A 21299-nucleotide genomic window follows, 5' to 3' on the forward strand; every position below is an offset into this window, starting at 1 on the left:
AATCAGCCCGTATTCTAAACGCGGCTTGTCGCATCTTGTGCCTTTATGTTGAATTTGCGCATCTTTTCCCACAAAACTTTACGAGAAATCCCTAATACGGCAGCAGTATCCTGCCGTCGCCAGTTCTGGGTATCCAGAACCGAAATAATACGTGCACGCTCTTCCTGCTCCTGTGCGCTCAGGCTGATGACGGGCTCGGGCCGCTCCAGAATGGGCGCACCTTCAGACAAAGCCAGAGCCGGGGCCATAACGGGGGCATTGAAACGTTCCAGCACTTGCCGCAACTGCACCGACTCCCAGGCCCCAAACTGCTTGCTCATGACAGCAACGCGCTCCACCAGATTAGCCAGCTCGCGCACATTGCCGTTAAAGCGCATGCTACCCACCGCATCCAGAACCCATTGAGGGATGTCCTCGACGTCGCACTCCAGGGCCTGTTCCAGCAAGGCGCAGAAAATGGCGATTTTTTCCTGGGAGCCTCGCTGTTCCAGATTCGGAATCAGTAGCTCAACCACGGCCAAACGGTAATACAAGTCCGCACGGAACTGGCCTTGTTGCACCAGTCCCAAGAGGTTTTTATTCGTAGCGGCCACCATACGAAAATCAACCGGAATCTGTTGCGTTGACCCCAGACGCGTCACGGAGCGCTGTTCCAGTACTCGCAGCAATTTGACCTGTTGATGCAGGGGCAAATCCCCGATTTCATCCAGGAACAAGGTGCCTTGATCCGCCTGCTCGAAATAGCCTTTATGAGCACCGATCGCGCCTGTAAAAGCCCCTTTCGCGTGGCCGAAGAAGTGGGCTTCAAACAGGCCCTCAGGCACCGCCCCGCAATTCACCGGAACAAAGGGCCCTTGCGCTCGTGAAGAACGCTCGTGCAGCAATTGAGCGATGCGTTCTTTGCCCACACCTGTTTCACCATGAATCAGAACACTGGCCCCGCTATCGGCGTACATATCCGCTTCAGCAATCAAGGCCCGCATCACAGGCGATACGGCTACTAATGGTTGAGGACCACCTTGCCCTTCTCGCTCGACCTGTGCGGTCAGCCCGGCCAGCTTGGCCACCAGGGTACGCAGCTCGGCCTGACTGAAAGACAGCGGCAAGGTATAGGAGTAGGCCGAGGGGTAAAAACGCGGGTCGTAGCCTCGGTCCTCCGAGGCCACCCAGATCACTGGAATGGCGTGCTCGACCAGCCACTGGTGCTGTTCAAAACGTCCCTGGGCCATCACACTGACGGACACCAATGCAACCGCATGGCGCGTGGGATGACGCTCGGCGTCCAGCACCAGGGAAGGCTCTACGCGCATGACCGCTACCGAACTGGGCTCCATGGCGCGCTCGGCACGCGTCACCAGATCGGAACTACCCTCCCAGACGTATAAAACGGGTTCATTACCCATAAAGCTGACGCTCATTGCTGTATTCGCCTCCCGCGCTATTGCACCAGATAGGCAGTACCGCACTGCACATCATGAAGTTTCACGTCGGCCTCGACCAGACTCAGGCCCAGCAGCTTCAGCAGCCCCTCCAGCAGAGCACTCAAGCCTTGCAATACCGGGTCCAACAACGCGACAACCAGACTTAATACGGCACCGACCAGGTTGGAGTCTTTAAAGACCAGCACCTCTACCGCCCCTGTCCGGCATTCGCGCATCGCTTGCTGACCACCAATCCCACCAATCACGCAGGCCAGATCACTCAAGGGCGCACCCAGCAGGGTTGTCAGCAAATTATCGACAAAGCCCAGGGTTCCGCCCAGCACACCGATCAAGCCATTCTGGCTCATGGTGCGGGCCAGTTGATCCATACGCTCCTTGGACCAGTTCATCTCGTTCACGACCTCAGAAACTGAGCGGCCGGCCCCACCGCCCACCAGACTTTCCGCCATCTGACGCTTGCCGGACGCGCCACTCCAGGGGGTGTTCAGCAAATCACCCAGGATACCCGACAGAACAGCATCGGAGAGCAGACTCACACTGCGAGACAAATCCAGCTGAGTGGCGTTGACAGTTGCTTCTGAAGGCTCGCCCGGAGGCGCGGTCAACGTTACATGAACCGGATTTTTTGTATCAATTAAGGGTAAGGTGACTTTAGCGGTCAAAGGCAGGATACCCAACACATTAATCACCTGATGACGCTGAATTCCCCCAAACGATTCATCCTTGCAACTATTGCTAGTCGAGAAAAAATCCGAATGTGGGAACTTGCCCAGACATACGTTCACCAGCGAGGATTTGACCGCAATCGTGGCCTGATTCTCGGCAATCGGTGCGCGGCAGACATTAACCAACTCGCCGGAGGCTTGGGATAGCTCAATAATGACAGGCAGACTAACCCGCGTTCCCAGCGCATTCAGAACAAGACCCACCAGCGGAATCTTGGAAGTATCCAGATTCAGATAGACTCGCACACCTGCCGAGTTCGCTTTAGTGCCTATCCCGCCCATGGCGATGCTGGGCGGCTCCACAACCCGCACTCGCAAATCCAGGGCGTTATTGAACATATTGGTCAAACCGGAAGGCAGCGCAGTCAGGTTCAAATCAATCAGATTCTTGCCATTGGCCACCACCAGTCCCGTGTTGACCAGTTGCAGCACGTCCAGGTTCACATTCAAGGCCGACAAGGGATCCACACCATCGATCAAGGCCAGAATACCGCCCTCACCCAGCAGTTTGACGGGCAAATCCAGAGGCCCGACGCCCAGCAACAAGCGGATGTATTCCTGCAAGGCCCCAACGTCCAGACCCAGTGTTTTTTGCTGGTCCAGCAAGGCCAGACTGGCACTTAGCAAATCGGCCAAAGTCAGTTGCTCCAGCCGGGCCAATTCTTCAGGTGTACCCACTCCTGCGATAACCGTGGCGGGCAATCCCAAGGCTTTCAACAAACCGGAAGGCGTAATCTTGGCATTGACCAAACCGGCCGAGTCCAGCACCGTCAACTGGTCCGGGCGCAGGCCCACGCCGCGCAGCAGGTTATAGACCAGACCATTGCGCTTCAAGGACAAAAGGCGACTGCCCACGGAGAAGGTCGCAACCGGCTCACTGTTCTTGGCGGTGGCAACCGCCTCAATCACCGAGGAAGTAAAGAAAGGGAACAGAGAAGGCGGCTGATAGCTCAAATGCACGCGCACGGAATCAGCGGGCAAGGAAGAAACAAAACGCTGGGCCGGATCACTGTGGCTGCTATTCCATTTACCGCAAAAGACTTTGGCACCATCGCCCGTCAAACCCGCAGCAGGCGAATCGGGCTGGCTATTCAGGCTGAACCTGGCCATGCTTTCACCTTGCTGGCAGCCCAGCGCATCCCCGGAACCCAAGGCCTGCGCCCCCGCCAGTGCAGCCAAGTCAGCCGCGTTTTGCAGCCCCCGCTTCACATGGAAGTTATGCCCCAGGTGCGCCGCCCCCAGCAACACCAGCCCCACCAGCAACGCGGCGGCTGCAGGCACAATAATGGAACCTTGCTGCTTATGTGCCTGCTCGCTCTGGGTTCGAGTTCTTCCCCATTTCATCTCGCTCTCCTGACCCACTCCAGCCCTGTGGGCTTTAATCACTACCGTTTGTTTTGATGCGCTCTTTCATGTACTCAGGAATGGGATGCTTGAAGCTCTCCAAATAGCGCTCCCAGGCCAGATTGGCTGCCGCACCATGCACCGGCAAGACCTTGCCTTCCCGGTCCGGGTCGGCCTGCATGCTGAGCAGGCTGCGGGTATCAGGCCCCACCTCGATGCGCGGCGGAATATGGCGGCGCTCGTTCTGTACATGCACAGGCAGGCCTTCCACTTCAGGCCAAGGGTGTACTTCCTCATCACTCAAGCGGTACTTCTCGTAAGGCTGACGCTCAGCGGGCGCTGTTTCTGCCGCCGGAGCGGCCGGTGTGTGCACACCCTGATTGCTGGCCGCTGCCGGGCTGGTGCTGACCGGGTAGGTGCTGGTGCCTGAAACCATGGTTCCAGTCAGCGGAGCTTGTGTCTGCGCCCAGGCACTACTGGCCATCAACAAGGTGCAGCAGGCCAAAATGCGGGATCGGTTCATTGCGATATCCTTGAAAAAACGGCAATCAATTCATTGACGAAGACACAGGGCCCAGGCTTTCCAGCAAGGGACGGTTCAAGCCCGCTTGCGTAGAAGAAACCACAACCGCAGCAGGACGAGCCACGGCCGGGTTTTGTGCCTGGGCGGATCGGTTCAAGACGACCTGGCCCATCGCCGTCGGAGTAGCCGGACTCAATGCCACCGCCTGGGCTCTGGCCTGCTCATCCTTTGCAGCCGCTGCCATGCGCAGCTCGTGTTGTTTCTGCATTTGCTGACGGGCGTGCAATTGCTCCAGATCCTGTCCAATCTGTTCGGCCATCTGCACAATGGCTTGCTGGGTTGCGGCGTCCATACCTGCTTGCTGCATCACAAAACCAGCCCGTTGCGTTTCCTGGCTGACCAGCAAATACAAGGCCATATTGCTCAGTATCTTGGGGTTATCCGGGGCCAGTTCGGCCGCCTTACCCAAGGCCAGACGTGCTTCCTGAGGGCGACCGGAACGCAAGTAGGCATAAGCCAGATCGCTTTGCACAATCGCATTCGTGGGGTCTTGCCCAGCCGCTTGCTTGAGGAAATGAGCAGCCTGATCAAAGTGTTCTTGCGAGCCAGCAATCAAACCCAAACCTTGATAAGCCCGTCCGGCCACGGGCGTATTCAACAGGGACTTGAAGGTGTGCGCTGCCTGCTCCAGCTGTCCGGTTTGACGCTGTGCTTCAGCCCGCAACACCATGACCTCCGGGTCTGCGCCATATTCCTTTTCCATGGCTTCGGCATAGGCCAGGGACGCAAAGTAGCGGCCCTGTTTTTGCGTCTCTTCCAGCATGCGTACCGCCATCTGCTTGTCAGTCGGTCTGCGCTTTTCCCAATGCTCAATTTCCTTGCTCTGCAAGAAGGCTTCCTGTTCCTGTTGCTGACGCACCAGCTCGTAGGCGGAGTCCGTGGTGGAACACGCCACCAGCAAAGTACTCCCCAAACCCAGCGCAGCCCAGCGCATCAAGGGACGAGTCCATGTCGACATTTTCATCAAAGTCACCCTCCGGCCACTTGGCTCAAGCCACGGAACAAGGCCAGAAAACCTGACCCCGCAGTAATAATCAACAAGGCAGGCAGCAAAGTCAGCACCATGACGCCCGTCATCTTTACGGTCAATTTGCCCACCTTGGCTTTCAGCTCCAGGCGACGCTGCTCGCGCAAGCGCACACCGAAGCGGTGCAAGGGTTCCTGCATCGCACCACCGTGCTGGTCCACCTGCACAATCAGGCGACAGATCACGGCCAGATCCTCGTTGGTAAAGCCGCTGGCAATCCGCTCCAACGACTGCTCACGAGTACGACCACGGGCATATTGCTCGACCGCAATGGTCAGCTCTGAGCCCATGACGGGAATCACGTCATGGAATTCGCGCTCGATAGTGTGCAAGGTCTGGTCCATGGACAGGCCCACGCCTTGCAACAAACGCAGCAAATCCACAAACAAGGGCAGCTCGGCAGCGATACGCATACGACGTTGCGAAACACGACGCGCCAGCCACCATTTGGGCAGCATCCAGCCCAGGGCAAAGCCAATGAACACAGACACAAATGGCACGTACTCATTCAGCCTGCGAGTCATGGGCAGCAAGCTGAACAGGACAATCAGAACAATGCTCAGGCCGACTCGACTCAGGACGAAATACTGCCGCGCCACATCAATGTGCTTGAAGCCTGCATTCATGATGAGTACGCGATCTTCCTCGCTAAGCAGACTGGACCCGAAGCGCCCTTTCAGCCAGCGCTCGCCCAGGCTGCCCGCCTGCATCTTGATCTGTTCCACCGTCTGGCGCGACTGGCTGGGCGCCTGCGTCATGTGCGGCGCGCCTTTCAGGCGTTCATCCACCGCCTGGCTCAAACGCATGGCTTGCTGACGCTGCTGCCAATGGTTGTGAAACCACAAGGCAAACAGAATCAGGCCAGCCAGAGCGCAAGCCACAGCTCCCCAGACCAGAACGGTTTGTGCTTCCAAGGCCATCATGTCTTGCTCCTAGACATTGCGTGCCATCCAATACAGCCAATAACAGCCCACACACTGCAAGACTGCTGCGAACAGCAGCATGCGAAACCCCACCGGGTCGTTCCACATGGTCAGGAACAGCTCGTTATTGAAAATCAGAATGTAGACACCGATCAGGATCGGCAATAACGCCAGAATCCAGGCGGACAGGCGCACCTCGGCAGACAAGGCCACCAACTCGCTGCGGGCGTTTTCCCGGTCTCGCATGAAGCCGGCCATACGTTCCATAGTCTGATCACTACGACCGCCAAAACGCATTGCCACACTGATTACAGCGGCAACCAGAAAGAGCTCGTGCAAGCCGTGCTGACGCGAAACAGCACGCAAGGCCACATCCAGATCCTGCCCGGAGCGGTGCAGGGAATTTGCATCCTGCAATACCTGGCCCAGGGGTTGTGGCGTGTTGTCAGCCGCATTCAAAAAGGCCGCTCCCATGCTGTTGCCAATGGTGATCAAGCGCACCATCAGATCCAGAAAGTCCGGAATTTGAGAGACGATTTTGCGGTGACGCTTATCACTGCGAAACCACAGAAAGGTATAGGCGCCCAGTACGGTGGCAAGCAGCATGGCCCCACCTGCAACCGGCCCGACAAAAGCCAGCAACAAGGCAGGCGGCACCAGCGTGCCCAGCAAAAGAATCAGATAAAAACGGCGTGAAGGCTGAATGCCGGTGCGCAGCATGAACTCCCGCCAGCCCTTCGGTGCTCCCAACCAGGCATCCTGCGCACTGGGCTGGGCTCGTACGCTACTCTGTACCGCCGGGCGCAAAGCCAGCTGCTGCTCGAGCACCTGTGCCGAACGCTGGACCTGCTGACGCTGAGCACCCTTGGCCCAGAGCAGTACCGCGCCCAGCATCAGAATCACAGCCGCCAAAGCGATATACAAAGCCATCATTTAGCGTCTCCAATCCCAGAAACCACCGCCTTCTTTAGGCGTGTTGTCCTGAGCCTGAACCTGCTCATTAGCCAGTTGATCGCGGTACTGCATCAGCTTGCGGGTATGAGGATGAATGCCCAGGCTGACCCAGCGATCCTGCTCGGTGCCATCATCCAGCACATAGGATTCGTGGCGATACAGCTCTTGCATGGCAATCACGCCATCGCCCATGCCGGTAACTTCTGTAATGGACAGCACCCGGCGCTTGCCATTGGGCAGGCGGCCAATCTGAATAATGAAGTCCAGCGCGCTGGCGATCTGTCTGCGCAAGCTGTCCTCGCTGCCCTGAAAGCCCGCAAACCCGGCCAGCATTTCTACGCGATACACACATTCGCGCGGCGAGTTGGCGTGGATCGTGGCCATGGAGCCTTCGTGACCAGTATTCATGGCTTGCAGCATGTCGATGACCTCGGCACCCCGCACTTCCCCCACGACCACCCGGTCCGGACGCATACGCAAGCTGTTGCGCAGGAGTTCGCGAATCGAGATTTCGCCGCTGCCGTCATACCCGGCCTGACGTGCTTCCAGGCGCACCACATGCGGGTGATTCAAGGCCAGTTCGGCGGTATCTTCCACCGTTACGACACGCTCGGTTTTGGGGATGTAAAAAGCCAGGGCATTGAGCAAGGACGTCTTGCCGGAACTGGTCCCGCCAGAAATCAGAATATTGCAACGCGATTTCACTGCGGCTTGCAGCAGCCGGTCCACCGGCTCGTCAAACGCGCCCAAACGCATCAGATCTTCAGGTTTGAGTGGATCCTTGCGGAACTTACGGATAGAGACCATGGGGCCATCCACCGCCAGGGGATGAATGACCACGTTCAGGCGGCCACCATCGGGCAAGCGGGCATCCACCATCGGAACCGACTCGTCCAGTCTGCGTCCCAACGGAGCCAGAATACGGCGCACGATACGCAGCACATGCTGATCATCCGTAAACCCACTGGGCTCCTGGCCCAACACGCCACCGCGCGACACAAACAGCTTGTCGTAACCGTTGATCAGAATATCTTCAACCGCCGGGTCCTCCAGCAGGTCTTCCAAAGGCCCCAGGCCCGCCAGTTCGCGGGTCAGCGCCTGCACGATCTCGCGCACTTCCTGTTCGTTGACGGGCACCCGTTTCAACCGAACAAAGCTGGCCAATTCGATGCCAACAAAATCCTGTATGGCCTGCCGTGTCCAGCGACCAAACTCGGCTCCCAACTCTTCGATGCGAGCCAGCAAATGTTCATGGGCCTGTTCCCGGACCTGAATCAGGTCGGGACGCCCACCGAGCAATGAAGTATTGTTCATGCCTTACTTTTCCATGCTTGGGCCTGTTCAGCCCCCGAACCTGAATTTCAACCGTCCCAAAACCGTACTGACCTTGTTTTGTGACAGCCCCTGCCTGCGCCCCATCAAACCCGATGCCAAACTTTGCAAGGCACGGGTATAGGGGTCCTTCTCATCTACTTGCACCAGAATCTTGCCCAGACCGGCGCTGCGCATATGCCCAAGACGCCGATCCGGCAGCACGGCGGCCAACTCCAGATCAAAGCGCTCGGCAATGGCCTGCCCAGAAAAACCGTAAGCCGGATCAAACTGATTCACCACCAGACGCACATTGGCCAGCGCATCGAACTGCGCACGCAAGGCCATGAACTCGGCCAGAGACACCAGCGCCCCCATGCTTTGGTCTGTGACCACCAGCACCTCGTCCACCAGCGATTCCAGTTCCACCAGAAAACGCGGATTGGGAAAACCGCCAGCATCAATCACCAGGCAGCCCATGCGTTCACGCAAATAACTGCACAAACCCAGCGAATCGTCCAGACTGATTTGATTCAAGGTATTCACATCGGCGGGCAAAGACAGCAGGTTCAAGCCGCTGCTGTGTTGTGCCAGTGCCGAATGCAACATGGTGTCGTCCATTCGATGACGCTGTGATGCCGCCTGAATGAAGTCAAATTCCGAACCCAGGCCCATGTACAAGGCACAGTCCCCGGTAGGTGCTCCCAGATCCAGCAAACCGACTCGCTCGGACAGCGGCACCAGTTCAACCGGCAAGGGCTTGGCCGACGTCAAACCTCGTACCTCCTTGCCCATGCGGTTCATCTCTTGTTGCAAGAGCCAGGCCAGACTGCTGGCAGCGGTACTGCAACCGACACCAATACGCGCGCCCATCAACAGCACACTGCGAAAAGGCTTGTCCAGCAAAGGGCTGTGCTGGGTCTGACCCAGCTTTTCAATCAATACCTGCAACTGATGATGCAGATCTTCGTTCGTGTCCAGGTTCAGGAACTCGTTGGCACCCGCCCGCAAGGCATTGACGGGGCCTTGGGGCACGGATGCCCGCCCTACCGCCACACGCTGCACACTGGCATCGAGCCGCGCCAGACTGCGAACCAAACCTACTACCTGTCCGTTCTCTTCCCCATGCTGTCCATGAACAAAGTCAAAAAACACCAAAGGTTCCGCTTGCTTGGCCAGCTCCCGGCGCAAACTCTCGGTCGTGGGCTCAATCGCCCTTACCGTCAGGAGCCCGGCAGCTGCCGTGTTGATCATCACAGCCAGCTCGGGGTGCTCTGTACACAAGAGGTATTCCCGATATCGTTGCACGTCACCACTCCACGCGCTTAGCGCGAAAACCCTGGCATCTGCTCGTAACCATGGCGGCCCAGCAAGAAGTAGCCCCAGGCATTGGGTGCGTCATCCAGTTTTTCCTGACGACCACCCGGCAAGGCAATCGTGGCGCCTTTCTGGATAGGTTTGATCAGACGGGGAGTGACGACAATGACCAGTTCCAGCTCTTTCTGGCTGTACTGCACGTTGCGGAAAAAACTACCCAGAATCGGCAAATCCCCCAGGAAGGGAATCTTTTTGACGGCAGCAGCGGTTTGGCGCGACACCAGCCCGCTGATGATGTAGCTTTGGCCATCACCCAGCTCAATAGTCGTATCGGCTCGACGGGTACGCAAAGAAGGCATCACACCGCCACCGGGCATTTGCACCACATTCGAGTAATCCAGATCACTGGCTTCAGGGGCAACCTTCAGGGCAATACGTTCAGGAGACAGCACCGTTGGCGTTACCGTCAGACCGATCCCGAAAGGTTTGTACTCCACCGTCGTTGTTCCCAAACCGCCCGAACTGGGGATGGGAATTTCGCCACCGGACAAAAAGCTGGCGCTATGACCAGACATGGCCACCAAAGTCGGCTCGGCCAGCACACGGGCCAGGCCATTTTGCTCCAGCAGATTCAAGGTCGCACTGAAGTTGCTCGAGTTGTACCCCAGGCTCAATCCACCCGTTAGAGCCTTGGGCAACAAGTTCACCCCGCCCGACCAGGGCTTGCCACCAATGGCATTGGCACTCAGGCCAATGTCTTTCATGACTTCGCGGGAAACCTCCACCACTTTGACTTCCACCTGCACCATGCCACTGGTGCTGACCTCGGACAGGTCCAGCACCGGCGCATCCGGACCAGCGCCGGAGCGTGCGGCGGCCATGGCATCCTGGTGATCCAGCAAAGAGGGGCTGCTACCCGTAATCAAGGACTGCTGCCCGGCGCTGGACACCTGCGCCGACATGGGGCGACCGGCCTGTGCCAGTTGCTGTTGCACTTGACTGGTCACCTCAATCGTCCAGCGATCCGGATTCGTGCGACCAGGCATCCAGACACGCAAATCAGCCGTACCCGCGCGTTTGCCGATCAGGAGCACCTCGCCGCGCTGCCCGGCCGATGCAGACAGAATTTGCACATCCGCCACGCTTTCATCGCTGATCGCCACACGCTGCGGAACTTGCGACAAGCGCAAAATATCCTGATCGTTGGCCACCAGACGTATCACCTTCTGACTGGCGCTGGTTTGAGCCGTTTGCGCCATCACCGGCACTGGTGCCAAACCCGACAAGCAGAGCGCATACCAGCACCCCAAACCCAGACCTGCTTTTTTGATTTTCTGTCTCATGTGTTTAATCCATGCTGCCTTGCGTCGCGTCTCGTCAGCCCTCACAGGCAGGCTGACCCGTCCCCACAACAAGCTCTGTATTGCTTAATACTGAATGACCTCTAAACGGCCCCCGCGAATAACTTCCGTGCGGCGCGGCGGCGCAGCATGCGGCTCTCCGCTGGCCCGGGCTCGTGCCTGCACCTGTTCTTTTTCGGTCTGGCTGATTGCAAATTCACGCAAGCCCAAACCGGCCATGGCGCGGTTATCCGGCAGTTTCAAGGCATCGCGCTGATCGGCATCCAGACCAGCACGCGCGGGAATCAGACCCGCAAATTCAGGGAACAAGGAAGCGTCCGGCAAACTCTCGTCCTTGGGAGCACGCAAGACCAGTTGCAGGCTGCCACTGCGGCTAGCCAGCAGGAGTTCATTCACCGACTCCAGGGGGACAGCCAACATGGCGTGGCGCGCCTGAGTCTCGGCACGATTCGTCGCATTGGCCTCTGCCGGATCTGGCCCGGACAGCGAAGCGCCGCCATAGGCCAGCACGCGCACACGCGACATCAACAGGCGGGCCTGGGTGTCATTGACTTCGTTGCCGCTGTTAAAGGTAATGAAGATATCGACCAGATCGCCCGGCTCTACCCTGTGGCTGGCGCCAGTGATCACATCAATGGGAATGCTGACGGCGCGCTCACCCTCTTCCAGATAGCTGGCCAGACTTTTGGCGATGAAGCTGCTTAACACTGGCTGCCCTTGGCCCAGGTCAAAACGCAGGGTTTTCCCGCTCAAGGCTTCCAGCGTGTTGAAAGACTGGGCAGGAGCCGCAGGCCACTGCGCCAATTCCAGAGCATCAGCCTGCAAGGTTTCCCCCGCTTTCACATCCCGTTTGAGCACGACCACCGCCTGCAAGTTGGCTGCTGGCTCTACGCTTTGCGTGCTGAGCACAGGCTGGACCACCTCGGGTTTGGGCTTCATGCCCAGGTACAAGGCAAACGCAACCAATACGGCTGCGATCAGCAATAAAAGGACTGCCGCCCCCTTCATAATGCCGCTCATTAATGTGGTCTCCTGAGTACGAGTAGTGTCTTGGCGCTTAAGCTGCGCAATTGATCTGCCTGACCCTCTTCAGGCCTGAACAGATCCAGGGTTTGAGAAAGAATTCCGGGTTCAAGCTCCAGCTTCAGGGAAAGCTGGGCGCAGTCATACTGAGGCTCCGAGGCACACGCCTGGGATTGAACATCCGCACTCAGGTCGCCAAACCAATGCAAGAACGCGTCGCTCTTGGCTTGGCCCCTGCCATAGTTCCTGGCCAGTTCCTGATTTATAAAAGGCGCGATCTCATCGGCGTTCTTGACCTGCATCGTCGCTTGGCGAGAAAGATCGCCGACCAGATGATCCATTTTTTGCTTGGCCAGAAACAAGGAACTGAAGGTGATGATGCCGCTGAAGATCAACAACAGAATCCCCACCATCAAGGCAAACTCGATGGCAGCAACGCCTTGCTGACGTTGTGCAGCAGGAAGGAAACAGGCGGCACGTGTCATGGCGTATCCCCCGCTGTGCCCACTTCACCGGCAACCAGCAGATTGATCTGCGCATTGCCCTTTAACTGTTCGGGCACAACCAGCGCAAACAAGGTATCGGGAGCAAAACGAGGAATCAGGGGGGCTTGCAGGTAGTCGTACACAATCCCCACACGCAGCTCATCACTGAGCAAATCCGTGGTGATGCGCACATGCTCACTGCCTACCCAAGTGCTTAGCCACTGAACCTGATCGGCGGCCACTTCCTTGGCCCGATTTACCCGTGCTTGCAGGCGATCCGGACTGAGCATGGGGCCACCCGGCCCAGCGCCTGGCTCCAGCAAAGCAGCGCGGGCACCGGATTCGGCCGCGAAATTAAGAGACTGCTGCGCGGTCATGATCAGACCGAACGTCAGCAAGCCATACATGAAGAGAAACAACAATGGAAAAACCAATGCAAATTCCAGTGCGTAGGCTCCGTATTGGTATTTTTTTTCTACGCCACGCCGTTTTGCTAATTGGCCCTCTCGTGGGGGCTTTATTGATTTTGCATCCATACCCACCCCATTGTTGCAAGGGATAACCAGGCCCCTAAAGGCACACTACGCGCCTTGACGCGGGTTCCCGGCAAAGCAAATCCGTACTTACGTTCCAAGGATGGAATCAGCACCAATACCAAGGCATGCAAACCCGCCAGTACCGTGCCAAACAACACCACCATGCCTGCTTCCTTCCACCCCAGGGCCAGGCCCAGCACGGCCATCAGCTTTACATCGGCCGCACCCATCAAACGCAATAACCAGATTGGATAAAACACGATCAAGGCGGCGGCAAAACCGATCAGGGAGTCCCCCCAGCCCGCCACCCATCCCCAGGGAAGGCCATAGGACACACTGACAAAAACCTTGTGCAACAGAACCGCCAAACCATAAAAAACTAATAAGGCATTAGGGATTTTCCGGAGCTTCAGATCGCTATAGATAATCTGAGCGGAAAAGAAAAGCAGAATAAAAATAAAGGAAAGCTTAATTAAAACGGGCATAAGCATCAGCCATTCAAGCTAAAAGATACAGCCAGACCTGAAGTGGCTGATGCACCATCAAAACGTCTTACTTAATCAAAACAAGAGTCCGTAAAAACTATTACGTGACGGACTTTGCACCACTGATCTTGTCAGATATCGTTGTAAAAAGAGCATCCAAATTCGTACCCAGCGCGGTCAAGACACCGATGATCGCCACAGCGATCAACCCTGCGATCAGGCCGTACTCAATAGCCGTTGCACCGTCTTCATCGTTCCAGAATTGCTGAAGTTGAGTCTTCATGACTGTCCCCATTCAAAAAGAAAAAATTACCCTCAACAGCGAGGATTCAAGGCCCCTTGGGGCACAACACTTTGCCAACTTTGGCAACTTCTACTGCTAACTGTTATCAATTTTTGTATTTTTCAGTTGAAATCATCTTAAACCCATGTATGTATCTGTTTTTACTAGGGTTTACGTGTAACAAACATCAAATACACAAACGAATTCTAGCCCAAAGATACGAAAAACGCATGATTGTGTATTTACAACAGCCAATTTCCCATAAAAAAAGGCCAAAAAACAGCTAATTTGAAACTTTTACTTACCCGTATTGTGTCGAAGTTTGTTAATGTTACCGTTTTTATCATTTCAGAATGCAACAAAAAAACTGACTGGCTACTGCTGTAGAGCACCTGCAAGACAGCTTTAATTACTTGAAAGAAAGTAGGTTTTTTTCAATTTATTGCTGTTAGCAAGGGAAAACCCGCGCAGCCCCAACTAAGCATGAATACAGACATACAAGACTGTTTGCTAACGAGCTAAATCAGGGCTATTTTTTTTACGTTTCAAAATGTAATAGTTAAAGTGTTTTAAAGCACTAAGAGGAAATACCCTGCTTTCAAACAGCAAAAAGTGACAGCGAAGTTAAACTACGGCACAGTAGAAAAAAGCGCCCGATTTACAGCGAATAATGATTAATGAATATGAATCCCAAGCATCACTTGTCACTGGCCTTCCTTAGAAAAAAAAATCCCAGCCTGATTGTGAGCTTGGGATTATTTATGGGGCTGGCCACTACTGGTTCAGAAAGTTGGGCGGACGCCCCCTTGCGGGGGAACCCGGTCGACTCTTTGCCGCCCATCAATGCACCGGCCCCCAACACACGCGCGCCTTCTCTAAGCATTCCGCCCGCTGCCGCCCAAACTCAATTGCAGCAGCAACTACAACAGCAAGTGGTGGTGCGCAGCTTTGATGTCAGCGGCAGTCGCAGCATTCCTTTTGAACAGATCACCGCCATTCTGGAACCACTGGCCGGTAAAACGCTTAGCATTGCCCAGTTGATCAACGAGGTGAACAAGATCACCGCCCTGTATCAACAGCAGGGCTACCCCCTGTCTTTTGCCATCTTGCAGCAACAGGACTTTGCGCAAGGACACATCAAAGTCACAGTGGTGGAAGGGCATGTAGGCAGTGTTCGTATTGAAGGCGATCCAGGTCGCAGCCAGGCTCGCATCGAGCGTATCGCCAAAGCCATGGTGGATGAAAAGCCGCTTACCCAGCGCACGCTGGAGCGCACCATGAATCTGCTGCGCACCGTTCCGGGCCTGAAAATAGATCCCAAGCTGGACATGCCCGTACGTACTGATGGCGCCTCCGAGCTGGTCATCAATGCACAGCACAAATCTTTCAGCGCAAATGCCAGCGTGGCGGAAATGGGCTCCAGCAAACAGGCTCTGGTGCAGTTAAGCGCCAATAGCCTGACGCCTTTGGGCGAAGAGCTGAAGCTGACTGCCGCCATCCCCACCAGCTCTGAGGACGTGAAGTACGTCAGCGGCAACCTGACCATTCCCCTGACCGGTAATGGCTTGAATCTGGAGATTGATGGCTATCACTACCGTTCCAAGCCGCGTGATGAAGTTCTGGAAAGCCAGGGCTGGAACCGCAAGGTCATCAACGAACGTATCGGGGCGGCGATCAGCTATCCCTTTATTTTGAACAATCAACGCAGTCTGAAAGGCACGGCAGGTTTTTATGCCAGTCGCTCCCTGGACGACTACACCCACAAGACGCTGGACAATGTCTGGATCGAGAACACCACCGACGTACGCGCCCTGAAGGCTGAGTTGCGCTATACCGATGCCTCGCAGCGTCAATCTCGCGAGGTCAATCTGGGGGTGTACAAGGGTCTGGATGCCATGGGCGCCCGCAAGTCTCTGAACACCTACTTGCAACGTGATGCCGAGTCCGATCTGGACTTGGACTTCACCCGCTGGACCGCCTCTTTCAAGCAGAATCTGGCCTTGCCAGGGCAATTTGGCATGAGCTTTTCGGCCAGCGGCCAGTACAGCTCGAACGTCCTGCCAAACTCCGAACAGGTTTCTTTTGGTGCCTGGCGACATGGCTATGGCTATCCGCAAGGCGAGCTGGCTGGCGATAAAGGCATAGGCGCCACGCTGGAAATCAATCGACGCTTTACGAACTCCTCCACCTGGCTCAACAACATTCAGCCCTATATTGCCTATGACTGGGCACGCGCCTGGTACAACCTGGAGCGACTGAACAGCTATAACAATCGACGCCTGCGTTCCGCTGCCATTGGTGTACGGCTGTCCAATAACAAACACTATCTGTTTGACATCAACGTCGCCAAACCGCTGGGCGATTTGCCGGTTAACTCCGACAAACGCAAAGTACGCTTGAACACCAACTTTCTGTTCTTCTACGACGGTTTTTAGCAGGCATCCTGCCGGTACCCTTACTGCCGATTTTTCCCCAAGGCCATCGCAAGATGGCCTTTTTTGTTTTCCATTTCGGCAGATTCCGGCCTCAGGTGTTACGAAAAACGTTACGTAACAGGAACGGAACACCCCACAAAAACAGCCCTAAACACGCTCACACCGACCCTGTTTTTTGATGAAATCCTGATTCACAAAAATCAGAAAAACTCACAACACACTGATTAACAACAGTAAAAATAAAACACAACAACAAAAACAGAACTTGGCACGCTACTTGCTTCATGTCTATCAACAGCCCTTGAAGGGCGTGCTTACACTTCAAATCGGAGTCAGACATGAAAGCAAGGAATTCAGCAAGAAACGCCTCGGTACACCGCAACTTGCAACGTGCCGTTGTCGCTACATTGGTCATCAGCGCCGCCGTTCTGGCCGGTTGCTCCTCGCGCGGCGGTGTTCGCGACGGCCTGGATGTGTCGGTTCGCCCCCCTGTTGTTGACCCTAACCTGCCCAAGCCCGGTGACGGCGGTACCGGCGGTGGCGACAACGGCGGCGGCAATAACGGCGGAAACAACGGCGGTGGCAAGGACACTAGCCTGACCCAAAATGCACTGGGCAATCTGGGCCAGGCTGTCGACAACGTAGTGCCTTTGAACCTGAGCAAAACAGGCAACCAACTGGGCAAAACGCTGGATGGTGCGCTCAAACCCGTTACCAATATCGTGACGGATGCCACACGCACCGTCGGTGGTGTGACCGGACTGGGACAGCCCGTCAACGGCTTGACCACTCAAGTCGGCGGTGTAGTGACCAATCTGGGCGATCAACTGGGCAAAACCGGCCTGCCCCTGAACCTGGGTGAGGGTGCGGGCGGTCTGCTGTCCCACTTGGGCCAAGCCGTGGGTTCGGTCGGCGGCTTGCTGGTCAACGATCCCAAGAACCCCAATCCACTGGGCAACACCTTGCACCACGCCACCAAAGGCATAGAAGTGCTGACCGGCTCCTTGCTGGGAGAAGGCAGCCTGCTGCATCCATTGACAGCGCAGCTAGGCCTGGGGGGTATCTTGCTGGCAGAGGGGGGAGAACCTGTCCTGCAGCCTGCACTGGGCAATATCGGACAAACCGTAGATAACATTCTGCCACTGGGGCTGAACCCGATTCTGGGTGATGTGGGCGGTGCTTTGGACAACACGGTAGCGCCTGTGGTTGCCACCGTCACCAATGTGACCCAACAAGTGGGGGATGGCCTGGGTGTTGGCCGACCCATCAACGCCTTGCTCGGTGGTGTTGGCAGCGCTTTGGGTAATGTGGGCAGCCAACTGGACAATGCAGCACCTCTGGGGCTGGGCGGTGTGGTAGGCCATTTGGGTCAGGCCGTCGCCTCGGTGGGTGGTGTACTGCACAAGACTGATACAAACACCACCCCCCTGGGTAATACCTTGAATCACGCCACCCAGGCCGTCGCCTCCCTGACGGGCGGACTGGGCGGTATCACAGGTGGAGAAGGTGGTGGCTTGCTGGCACCCGTTACCGGACTGTTAGGTGGTATAGGTGGCGGCGATGGTGCTAGCGGTGGATTGCTGGCCCCTGTCACCAGCTTGGTCGGTGGACTAACTGGTGGCTTGGCTGGCGGCGACGGCGCGAGCGGCGGCTTGCTCTCCCCTGTCACCAATCTGGTCGGTGGATTAACTGGTGGCTTGAGTGGCGGTGACGGCGCGGCCGGCGGCTTGCTCTCTCCCGTCACCAATCTGGTGGGCGGTTTGACTGGTGGCCTGACGGGTGGTGATGCCTCCAACGGTGGCTTGCTGGCTCCTGTCACGGGTCTTTTGGGTGGCATCACAGGCAGTGTTTCGATCGGTGGTGGCGCAGCAGCGGAAGGTCAGGCTGGTGGTGGATTGCTGGCACCCGTTACCGGTTTGGTCGGTGGTCTCGTCGGTGGCCTGACAGGTGGCGTCAACGTACAGGCAAACGCTGGCACAGCCGGCGGCGAACAAGCCAATGGTGGTTTGCTGTCCCCGGTAACTGGTCTGCTCGGTGGCTTACTGGGAGGTGGCCGGAAATGATGAATAAAGTCATGAACCCGGTCAGTTTGCCAGTAAGCTTCCATCCTGGCGCCCAAGGCGCCGGGGCTCGCTCCAACTGGTCCTCACACAGCGATGAGCAAAGCATGTTGTCAGAAAAGATGTTGATGGATCTGGGCAAAATGCTGGGCCGTCAATTCACCATCTACGCAGAAGCCCTAAAAGCCAGCTTGGCCGAAGAAGCGAATATCCCCTTGAATGATTTCAAAGCACTGGAATACATCATGGAATTCGATGCATTGCCTACAGGTCAGTTGGCTCATTTGATGGACTTGAGTGCCAGCGGTGTCAGCGCCCTGATCAACCGTCTGGAACACAGGGGTTACATTACCCGCGGCCGCCACCCCCTGGACAAGCGTGTGATTGCCTTGCATCCGGTAATGGACAAATGCCGTGAAGTCCTGGCTGTGAAGGAACGTGCTATCAACCAGGCAATCAACACGGCGGCGAATCAAAACCCTGCCCAGCTGATTGCCATGTACGACTTTCTGGTCGACAGCATGAGCACCTTCAGGCAAAACACCAAAGCCTGGCTGGATGCCAAGGCCCTGGTGCCACGAGCCTCCTGAGCACCCTGCTCAGCCCCTACGGAACCGCTGCTTGTCAGCGGTTCTTTTTTTGTTACGTAACACGTTCCGCCCAGCCCCTAAAACCCGTAACAAATAGCCCTCTTTTTTTCCTCTACTTTTCACCAAACCCAGCTTACATGCGGCTTGCAGGCAATCCAATAAATTGGCACGTGAATTGCTTAACTAGACTCAGGAAGCAAGCAAGTCCCCCGATCATTTATTGGAGCAAGCAATGCATAAAAATACAAACAGCAAGAAACCAGGCCTGCGCCTGACACTCCTGGCCACCCTGATGGCCAGCACTTTAGCGCTGACTGCCTGCGGCAGTTTATCCGGTGGTGGCAGTAGTGGCAGCGGTGGCGGCGGATCGGAAACCCCCACCAATCCAGGCCCAGGCACTGGTGGCGGCGACAACGGTGGTGGTGACAACGGCGGCGGCGATAACGGCGGCGGCGACAACGGCGGTGGTGACAACGGCGGTGGTGACAACGGCGGTGGCGATAACGGCGGTGGCGACAACGGCGGCGGTGATAACGGCGGTGGCGATAACGGCGGTGGCGACAACGGCGGCGGTGATAACGGCGGTGGCGACAACGGCGGCGGTGATAACGGCGGTGGCGATAACGGCGGTGGTGACAACGGCGGCAATCCCCCCACGCGTACACCGGGCCCACTGGAAACCACTCTGAATAATGTAGGTGAAGCCGTCGACAACGTACTGCCAGTCGGCTTGCAAGATACCGGCGGCAAGCTGGGCAAAACACTGGATACCGTAGTCGCTCCTATCGTGGACACTGCAACTGGCCTGACTCAACAAATTGGTGGCGCAACCGGCCTGGGCCAGCCCATCAATGGACTGACACAGCAAGTTGGCGGCGTTGTAACCAACTTGGGCGAGCAGCTGGGTAACAGCGGCCTGCCCCTGAATCTGGGCCAGGGTGTTGGTGGCTTGCTGAGTGGTCTGGGTAATGCCGTGGGCAGCGCAGGTGGCCTGCTTCATGCTGACGCCAACAACCCTAACCCACTGACAGCCGTACTGGGCCATGCAACCGGCGGTGTTGCTGCACTGACAGGCTCCCTGCTGGGTGAAGGCAGTCTGCTGTATCCCCTGACAGGACAATTGGGGCTGGGCGACTTGCTCAATGGTGCTGATGCTGCCCCTATCCTGGAACCTGCCTTGGCAAATGTAGGCCAGACAGTCGACAACATTTTGCCCCTTGGCTTGAACCCCATCCTGGGCAATGTCGGCGAGACCCTGGACACCGTAGTCGCTCCTGTTGGTGCAACGGTCACTCATGTCACCCAACAAGTGGGTGACGGTCTGGGTGTTGGTCAGCCTATCAATGCTTTGCTGGGCGGCGTAGGCAGCGCCCTGAGCAATGTGGGTACGCAGATTGATGGCGCAACCCCTCTGGGTCTGGGCGGCACCGTTAACCACTTGGGTCAGGCTGTTGCCTCGGTCGGTGGCCTCTTGCATAAAACAGATACCAACACGAACCCGCTGGGCAACACCCTGAATCACGCCACACAAGCTGTCGCCTCCTTGACTGGCGGGCTGACGGGTAATGGGGAAGGCGGGCTGCTCTCGCCAGTAACCGGCTTGCTCGGCGGACTGACTGGCGGTTTGGGCGGTGGTGATGCTGGCAACGGTGGCTTGCTGTCCCCCGTGACCGGCCTGCTCGGTGGTTTGACGGGTGGTCTGGGTGGTAGCGATGCAGCCAACGGTGGCTTGCTGGCTCCCGTGACGGGCCTGGTCGGTGGTTTGGTAGGCGGCCTGGGCGGCGGTGATGCAGCCAATGGCGGTTTGCTGGCCCCCGTGACGGGCCTGGTCGGTGGTTTGACTGGCGGACTGAGTGGCGGTGATGCAGCCAATGGCGGTTTGCTGGCGCCCGTGACAGGCCTGGTCGGTGGTTTGGTGGGCGGACTGGGCGGCGGTGATGCGGCCAACGGCGGCTTGCTGGCTCCTGTCACGGGTCTGGTCGGGGGTTTGACAGGTGGCCTGGCAGGCGGAGACGCTGCCAATGGCGGCCTGCTAGCACCTGTGACCGGCCTGGTCGGCGGACTCCTGGGCGGCGGTGCAACCGTTTCCGTAGATACCAGTGCCTCGGGTAGCGTCAACGCTGGTGGTGGAGCCGCTGCAGGCACCAACAATGGCGGTTTGCTGGCACCGGTAACCGGACTGCTCGGTGGACTGCTGGGCGGCCCTCGCTAAGCACAGGGGATGGGGCGTACACCGCCCTATTCCTTAACCCCAGGATCTTCCTAAGCCCTGCTTGAAATGGCTGAGCAATCCTGATCACCAGATGGAGTAAGTCATGACTACAAAGACACGCTTTGCCTCCAGCAGGATCATTTTGCTCGGCCTGGCAGCTAACCTGGTTTCACTAAGCGCGCAGGCCGACATCGTGGGTGTCA

Annotated in this window: 18 protein-coding genes; 4 read left to right on the forward strand and 14 right to left on the reverse strand. The window is 57.0% G+C overall.

Features of this window, described 5'->3' with window-relative positions; translation table 11 throughout:
- Positions 1-14: 14 nt before the first annotated feature.
- The 14 genes from NBV64_RS13550 to NBV64_RS13615 all read right to left on the reverse strand — a co-directional run bounded on the left by NBV64_RS13550 (position 15) and on the right by NBV64_RS13615 (position 13799).
- Positions 15-1418, reverse strand: a complete 1404-nt coding sequence (locus tag NBV64_RS13550) for a sigma 54-interacting transcriptional regulator (protein ID WP_250755936.1) — start codon at positions 1416-1418, stop codon at positions 15-17.
- Positions 1419-1438: 20 nt separating this feature from the next.
- The gene (locus NBV64_RS13555; protein ID WP_021446901.1) at positions 1439-3511 is read right to left on the reverse strand and encodes a pilus assembly protein TadG-related protein; all 2073 of its coding nucleotides are present in this window, start codon (positions 3509-3511) and stop codon (positions 1439-1441) included.
- A 34-nt stretch (positions 3512-3545) separates the two neighbouring features.
- The gene (locus NBV64_RS13560) at positions 3546-4034 is read right to left on the reverse strand and encodes a DUF3613 domain-containing protein (protein WP_052159417.1); all 489 of its coding nucleotides are present in this window, start codon (positions 4032-4034) and stop codon (positions 3546-3548) included.
- 25 nt (positions 4035-4059) lie between these two features.
- Positions 4060-5058: a tetratricopeptide repeat protein gene (locus tag NBV64_RS13565; RefSeq protein ID WP_250755937.1), complete on the reverse strand. Its 999-nt coding sequence runs from the start codon at positions 5056-5058 to the stop codon at positions 4060-4062.
- Between the two features lie 5 nt (positions 5059-5063).
- Positions 5064-6044: a type II secretion system F family protein gene (locus NBV64_RS13570; protein WP_026483227.1), complete on the reverse strand. Its 981-nt coding sequence runs from the start codon at positions 6042-6044 to the stop codon at positions 5064-5066.
- Positions 6045-6053: 9 nt separating this feature from the next.
- Entirely contained in the window at positions 6054-6977 is a 924-nt protein-coding gene (locus tag NBV64_RS13575; protein WP_009456784.1) for a type II secretion system F family protein, read from the reverse strand.
- Positions 6978-8312 carry a TadA family conjugal transfer-associated ATPase gene (locus tag NBV64_RS13580; protein ID WP_021446903.1) on the reverse strand — a complete coding sequence of 445 codons (1335 nt, stop codon included), beginning with the start codon at positions 8310-8312 and terminating at the stop codon, positions 6978-6980.
- A gap of 27 nt (positions 8313-8339) precedes the next feature.
- Positions 8340-9617, reverse strand: a complete 1278-nt coding sequence (locus NBV64_RS13585; protein ID WP_250755938.1) for a CpaE/TadZ family protein — start codon at positions 9615-9617, stop codon at positions 8340-8342.
- A gap of 17 nt (positions 9618-9634) precedes the next feature.
- The gene (locus NBV64_RS13590) at positions 9635-10969 is read right to left on the reverse strand and encodes a type II and III secretion system protein family protein (RefSeq protein WP_009459514.1); all 1335 of its coding nucleotides are present in this window, start codon (positions 10967-10969) and stop codon (positions 9635-9637) included.
- Positions 10970-11053: 84 nt separating this feature from the next.
- Positions 11054-12007 (reverse strand): Flp pilus assembly protein CpaB, encoded by a 954-nt coding sequence (cpaB, locus tag NBV64_RS13595; RefSeq protein ID WP_239054522.1) that lies wholly within the window; start codon positions 12005-12007, stop codon positions 11054-11056.
- Positions 12007-12495, reverse strand: a complete 489-nt coding sequence (locus NBV64_RS13600) for a TadE/TadG family type IV pilus assembly protein (protein WP_009459519.1) — start codon at positions 12493-12495, stop codon at positions 12007-12009. Before NBV64_RS13600 ends, cpaB begins: the two co-directional genes overlap by 1 nt.
- A complete protein-coding gene (locus tag NBV64_RS13605; protein WP_082453633.1) occupies positions 12492-13031 on the reverse strand; it encodes a TadE family protein in 540 nt (179 codons plus the stop codon). Before NBV64_RS13605 ends, NBV64_RS13600 begins: the two co-directional genes overlap by 4 nt.
- On the reverse strand, positions 13013-13522 hold the full coding sequence (locus tag NBV64_RS13610) for an A24 family peptidase (protein ID WP_321217347.1): 510 nt from the start codon (positions 13520-13522) through the stop codon (positions 13013-13015). Before NBV64_RS13610 ends, NBV64_RS13605 begins: the two co-directional genes overlap by 19 nt.
- 94 nt (positions 13523-13616) lie before the next feature.
- A complete protein-coding gene (locus NBV64_RS13615; RefSeq protein ID WP_021446907.1) occupies positions 13617-13799 on the reverse strand; it encodes a Flp family type IVb pilin in 183 nt (60 codons plus the stop codon).
- 761 nt (positions 13800-14560) lie between these two features.
- Here NBV64_RS13615 and NBV64_RS13620 point away from each other — a divergent pair.
- The 4 genes from NBV64_RS13620 to NBV64_RS13635 all read left to right on the forward strand — a co-directional run bounded on the left by NBV64_RS13620 (position 14561) and on the right by NBV64_RS13635 (position 21096).
- Positions 14561-16234, forward strand: a complete 1674-nt coding sequence (locus tag NBV64_RS13620; protein WP_250755940.1) for a ShlB/FhaC/HecB family hemolysin secretion/activation protein — start codon at positions 14561-14563, stop codon at positions 16232-16234.
- A gap of 338 nt (positions 16235-16572) precedes the next feature.
- A complete protein-coding gene (locus tag NBV64_RS13625) occupies positions 16573-18297 on the forward strand; it encodes a collagen-like triple helix repeat-containing protein (protein ID WP_250755941.1) in 1725 nt (574 codons plus the stop codon).
- The gene (locus NBV64_RS13630) at positions 18294-18884 is read left to right on the forward strand and encodes a MarR family winged helix-turn-helix transcriptional regulator (RefSeq protein ID WP_226348979.1); all 591 of its coding nucleotides are present in this window, start codon (positions 18294-18296) and stop codon (positions 18882-18884) included. The genes NBV64_RS13625 and NBV64_RS13630 overlap by 4 nt, the downstream gene beginning before the upstream one ends.
- Before the next feature lie 232 nt (positions 18885-19116).
- Positions 19117-21096: a collagen-like triple helix repeat-containing protein gene (locus tag NBV64_RS13635; RefSeq protein WP_250755942.1), complete on the forward strand. Its 1980-nt coding sequence runs from the start codon at positions 19117-19119 to the stop codon at positions 21094-21096.
- Positions 21097-21299 lie beyond the last annotated feature (203 nt).

The organism is Alcaligenes sp. DN25 (genome assembly GCF_023674485.1).
Lineage (GTDB): Bacteria > Pseudomonadota > Gammaproteobacteria > Burkholderiales > Burkholderiaceae_B > Alcaligenes > Alcaligenes phenolicus.

Coding starts and splice junctions, on each gene's coding strand:
- NBV64_RS13550 (WP_250755936.1), bottom strand. CDS start 1,418: ATGAGCGTCAGCTTTATGGGTAATGAACCCGTTTTATACGTCTGGGAG.
- NBV64_RS13555 (WP_021446901.1), bottom strand. CDS start 3,511: ATGAAATGGGGAAGAACTCGAACCCAGAGCGAGCAGGCACATAAGCAG.
- NBV64_RS13560 (WP_052159417.1), bottom strand. CDS start 4,034: ATGAACCGATCCCGCATTTTGGCCTGCTGCACCTTGTTGATGGCCAGT.
- NBV64_RS13565 (WP_250755937.1), bottom strand. CDS start 5,058: ATGAAAATGTCGACATGGACTCGTCCCTTGATGCGCTGGGCTGCGCTG.
- NBV64_RS13570 (WP_026483227.1), bottom strand. CDS start 6,044: ATGATGGCCTTGGAAGCACAAACCGTTCTGGTCTGGGGAGCTGTGGCT.
- NBV64_RS13575 (WP_009456784.1), bottom strand. CDS start 6,977: ATGATGGCTTTGTATATCGCTTTGGCGGCTGTGATTCTGATGCTGGGC.
- NBV64_RS13580 (WP_021446903.1), bottom strand. CDS start 8,312: ATGAACAATACTTCATTGCTCGGTGGGCGTCCCGACCTGATTCAGGTC.
- NBV64_RS13590 (WP_009459514.1), bottom strand. CDS start 10,969: ATGAGACAGAAAATCAAAAAAGCAGGTCTGGGTTTGGGGTGCTGGTAT.
- cpaB (WP_239054522.1), bottom strand. CDS start 12,007: ATGAGCGGCATTATGAAGGGGGCGGCAGTCCTTTTATTGCTGATCGCA.
- NBV64_RS13600 (WP_009459519.1), bottom strand. CDS start 12,495: ATGACACGTGCCGCCTGTTTCCTTCCTGCTGCACAACGTCAGCAAGGC.
- NBV64_RS13605 (WP_082453633.1), bottom strand. CDS start 13,031: ATGGATGCAAAATCAATAAAGCCCCCACGAGAGGGCCAATTAGCAAAA.
- NBV64_RS13610 (WP_321217347.1), bottom strand. CDS start 13,522: ATGCTTATGCCCGTTTTAATTAAGCTTTCCTTTATTTTTATTCTGCTT.
- NBV64_RS13615 (WP_021446907.1), bottom strand. CDS start 13,799: ATGAAGACTCAACTTCAGCAATTCTGGAACGATGAAGACGGTGCAACG.
- NBV64_RS13620 (WP_250755940.1), top strand. CDS start 14,561: ATGGGGCTGGCCACTACTGGTTCAGAAAGTTGGGCGGACGCCCCCTTG.
- NBV64_RS13625 (WP_250755941.1), top strand. CDS start 16,573: ATGAAAGCAAGGAATTCAGCAAGAAACGCCTCGGTACACCGCAACTTG.
- NBV64_RS13630 (WP_226348979.1), top strand. CDS start 18,294: ATGATGAATAAAGTCATGAACCCGGTCAGTTTGCCAGTAAGCTTCCAT.
- NBV64_RS13635 (WP_250755942.1), top strand. CDS start 19,117: ATGCATAAAAATACAAACAGCAAGAAACCAGGCCTGCGCCTGACACTC.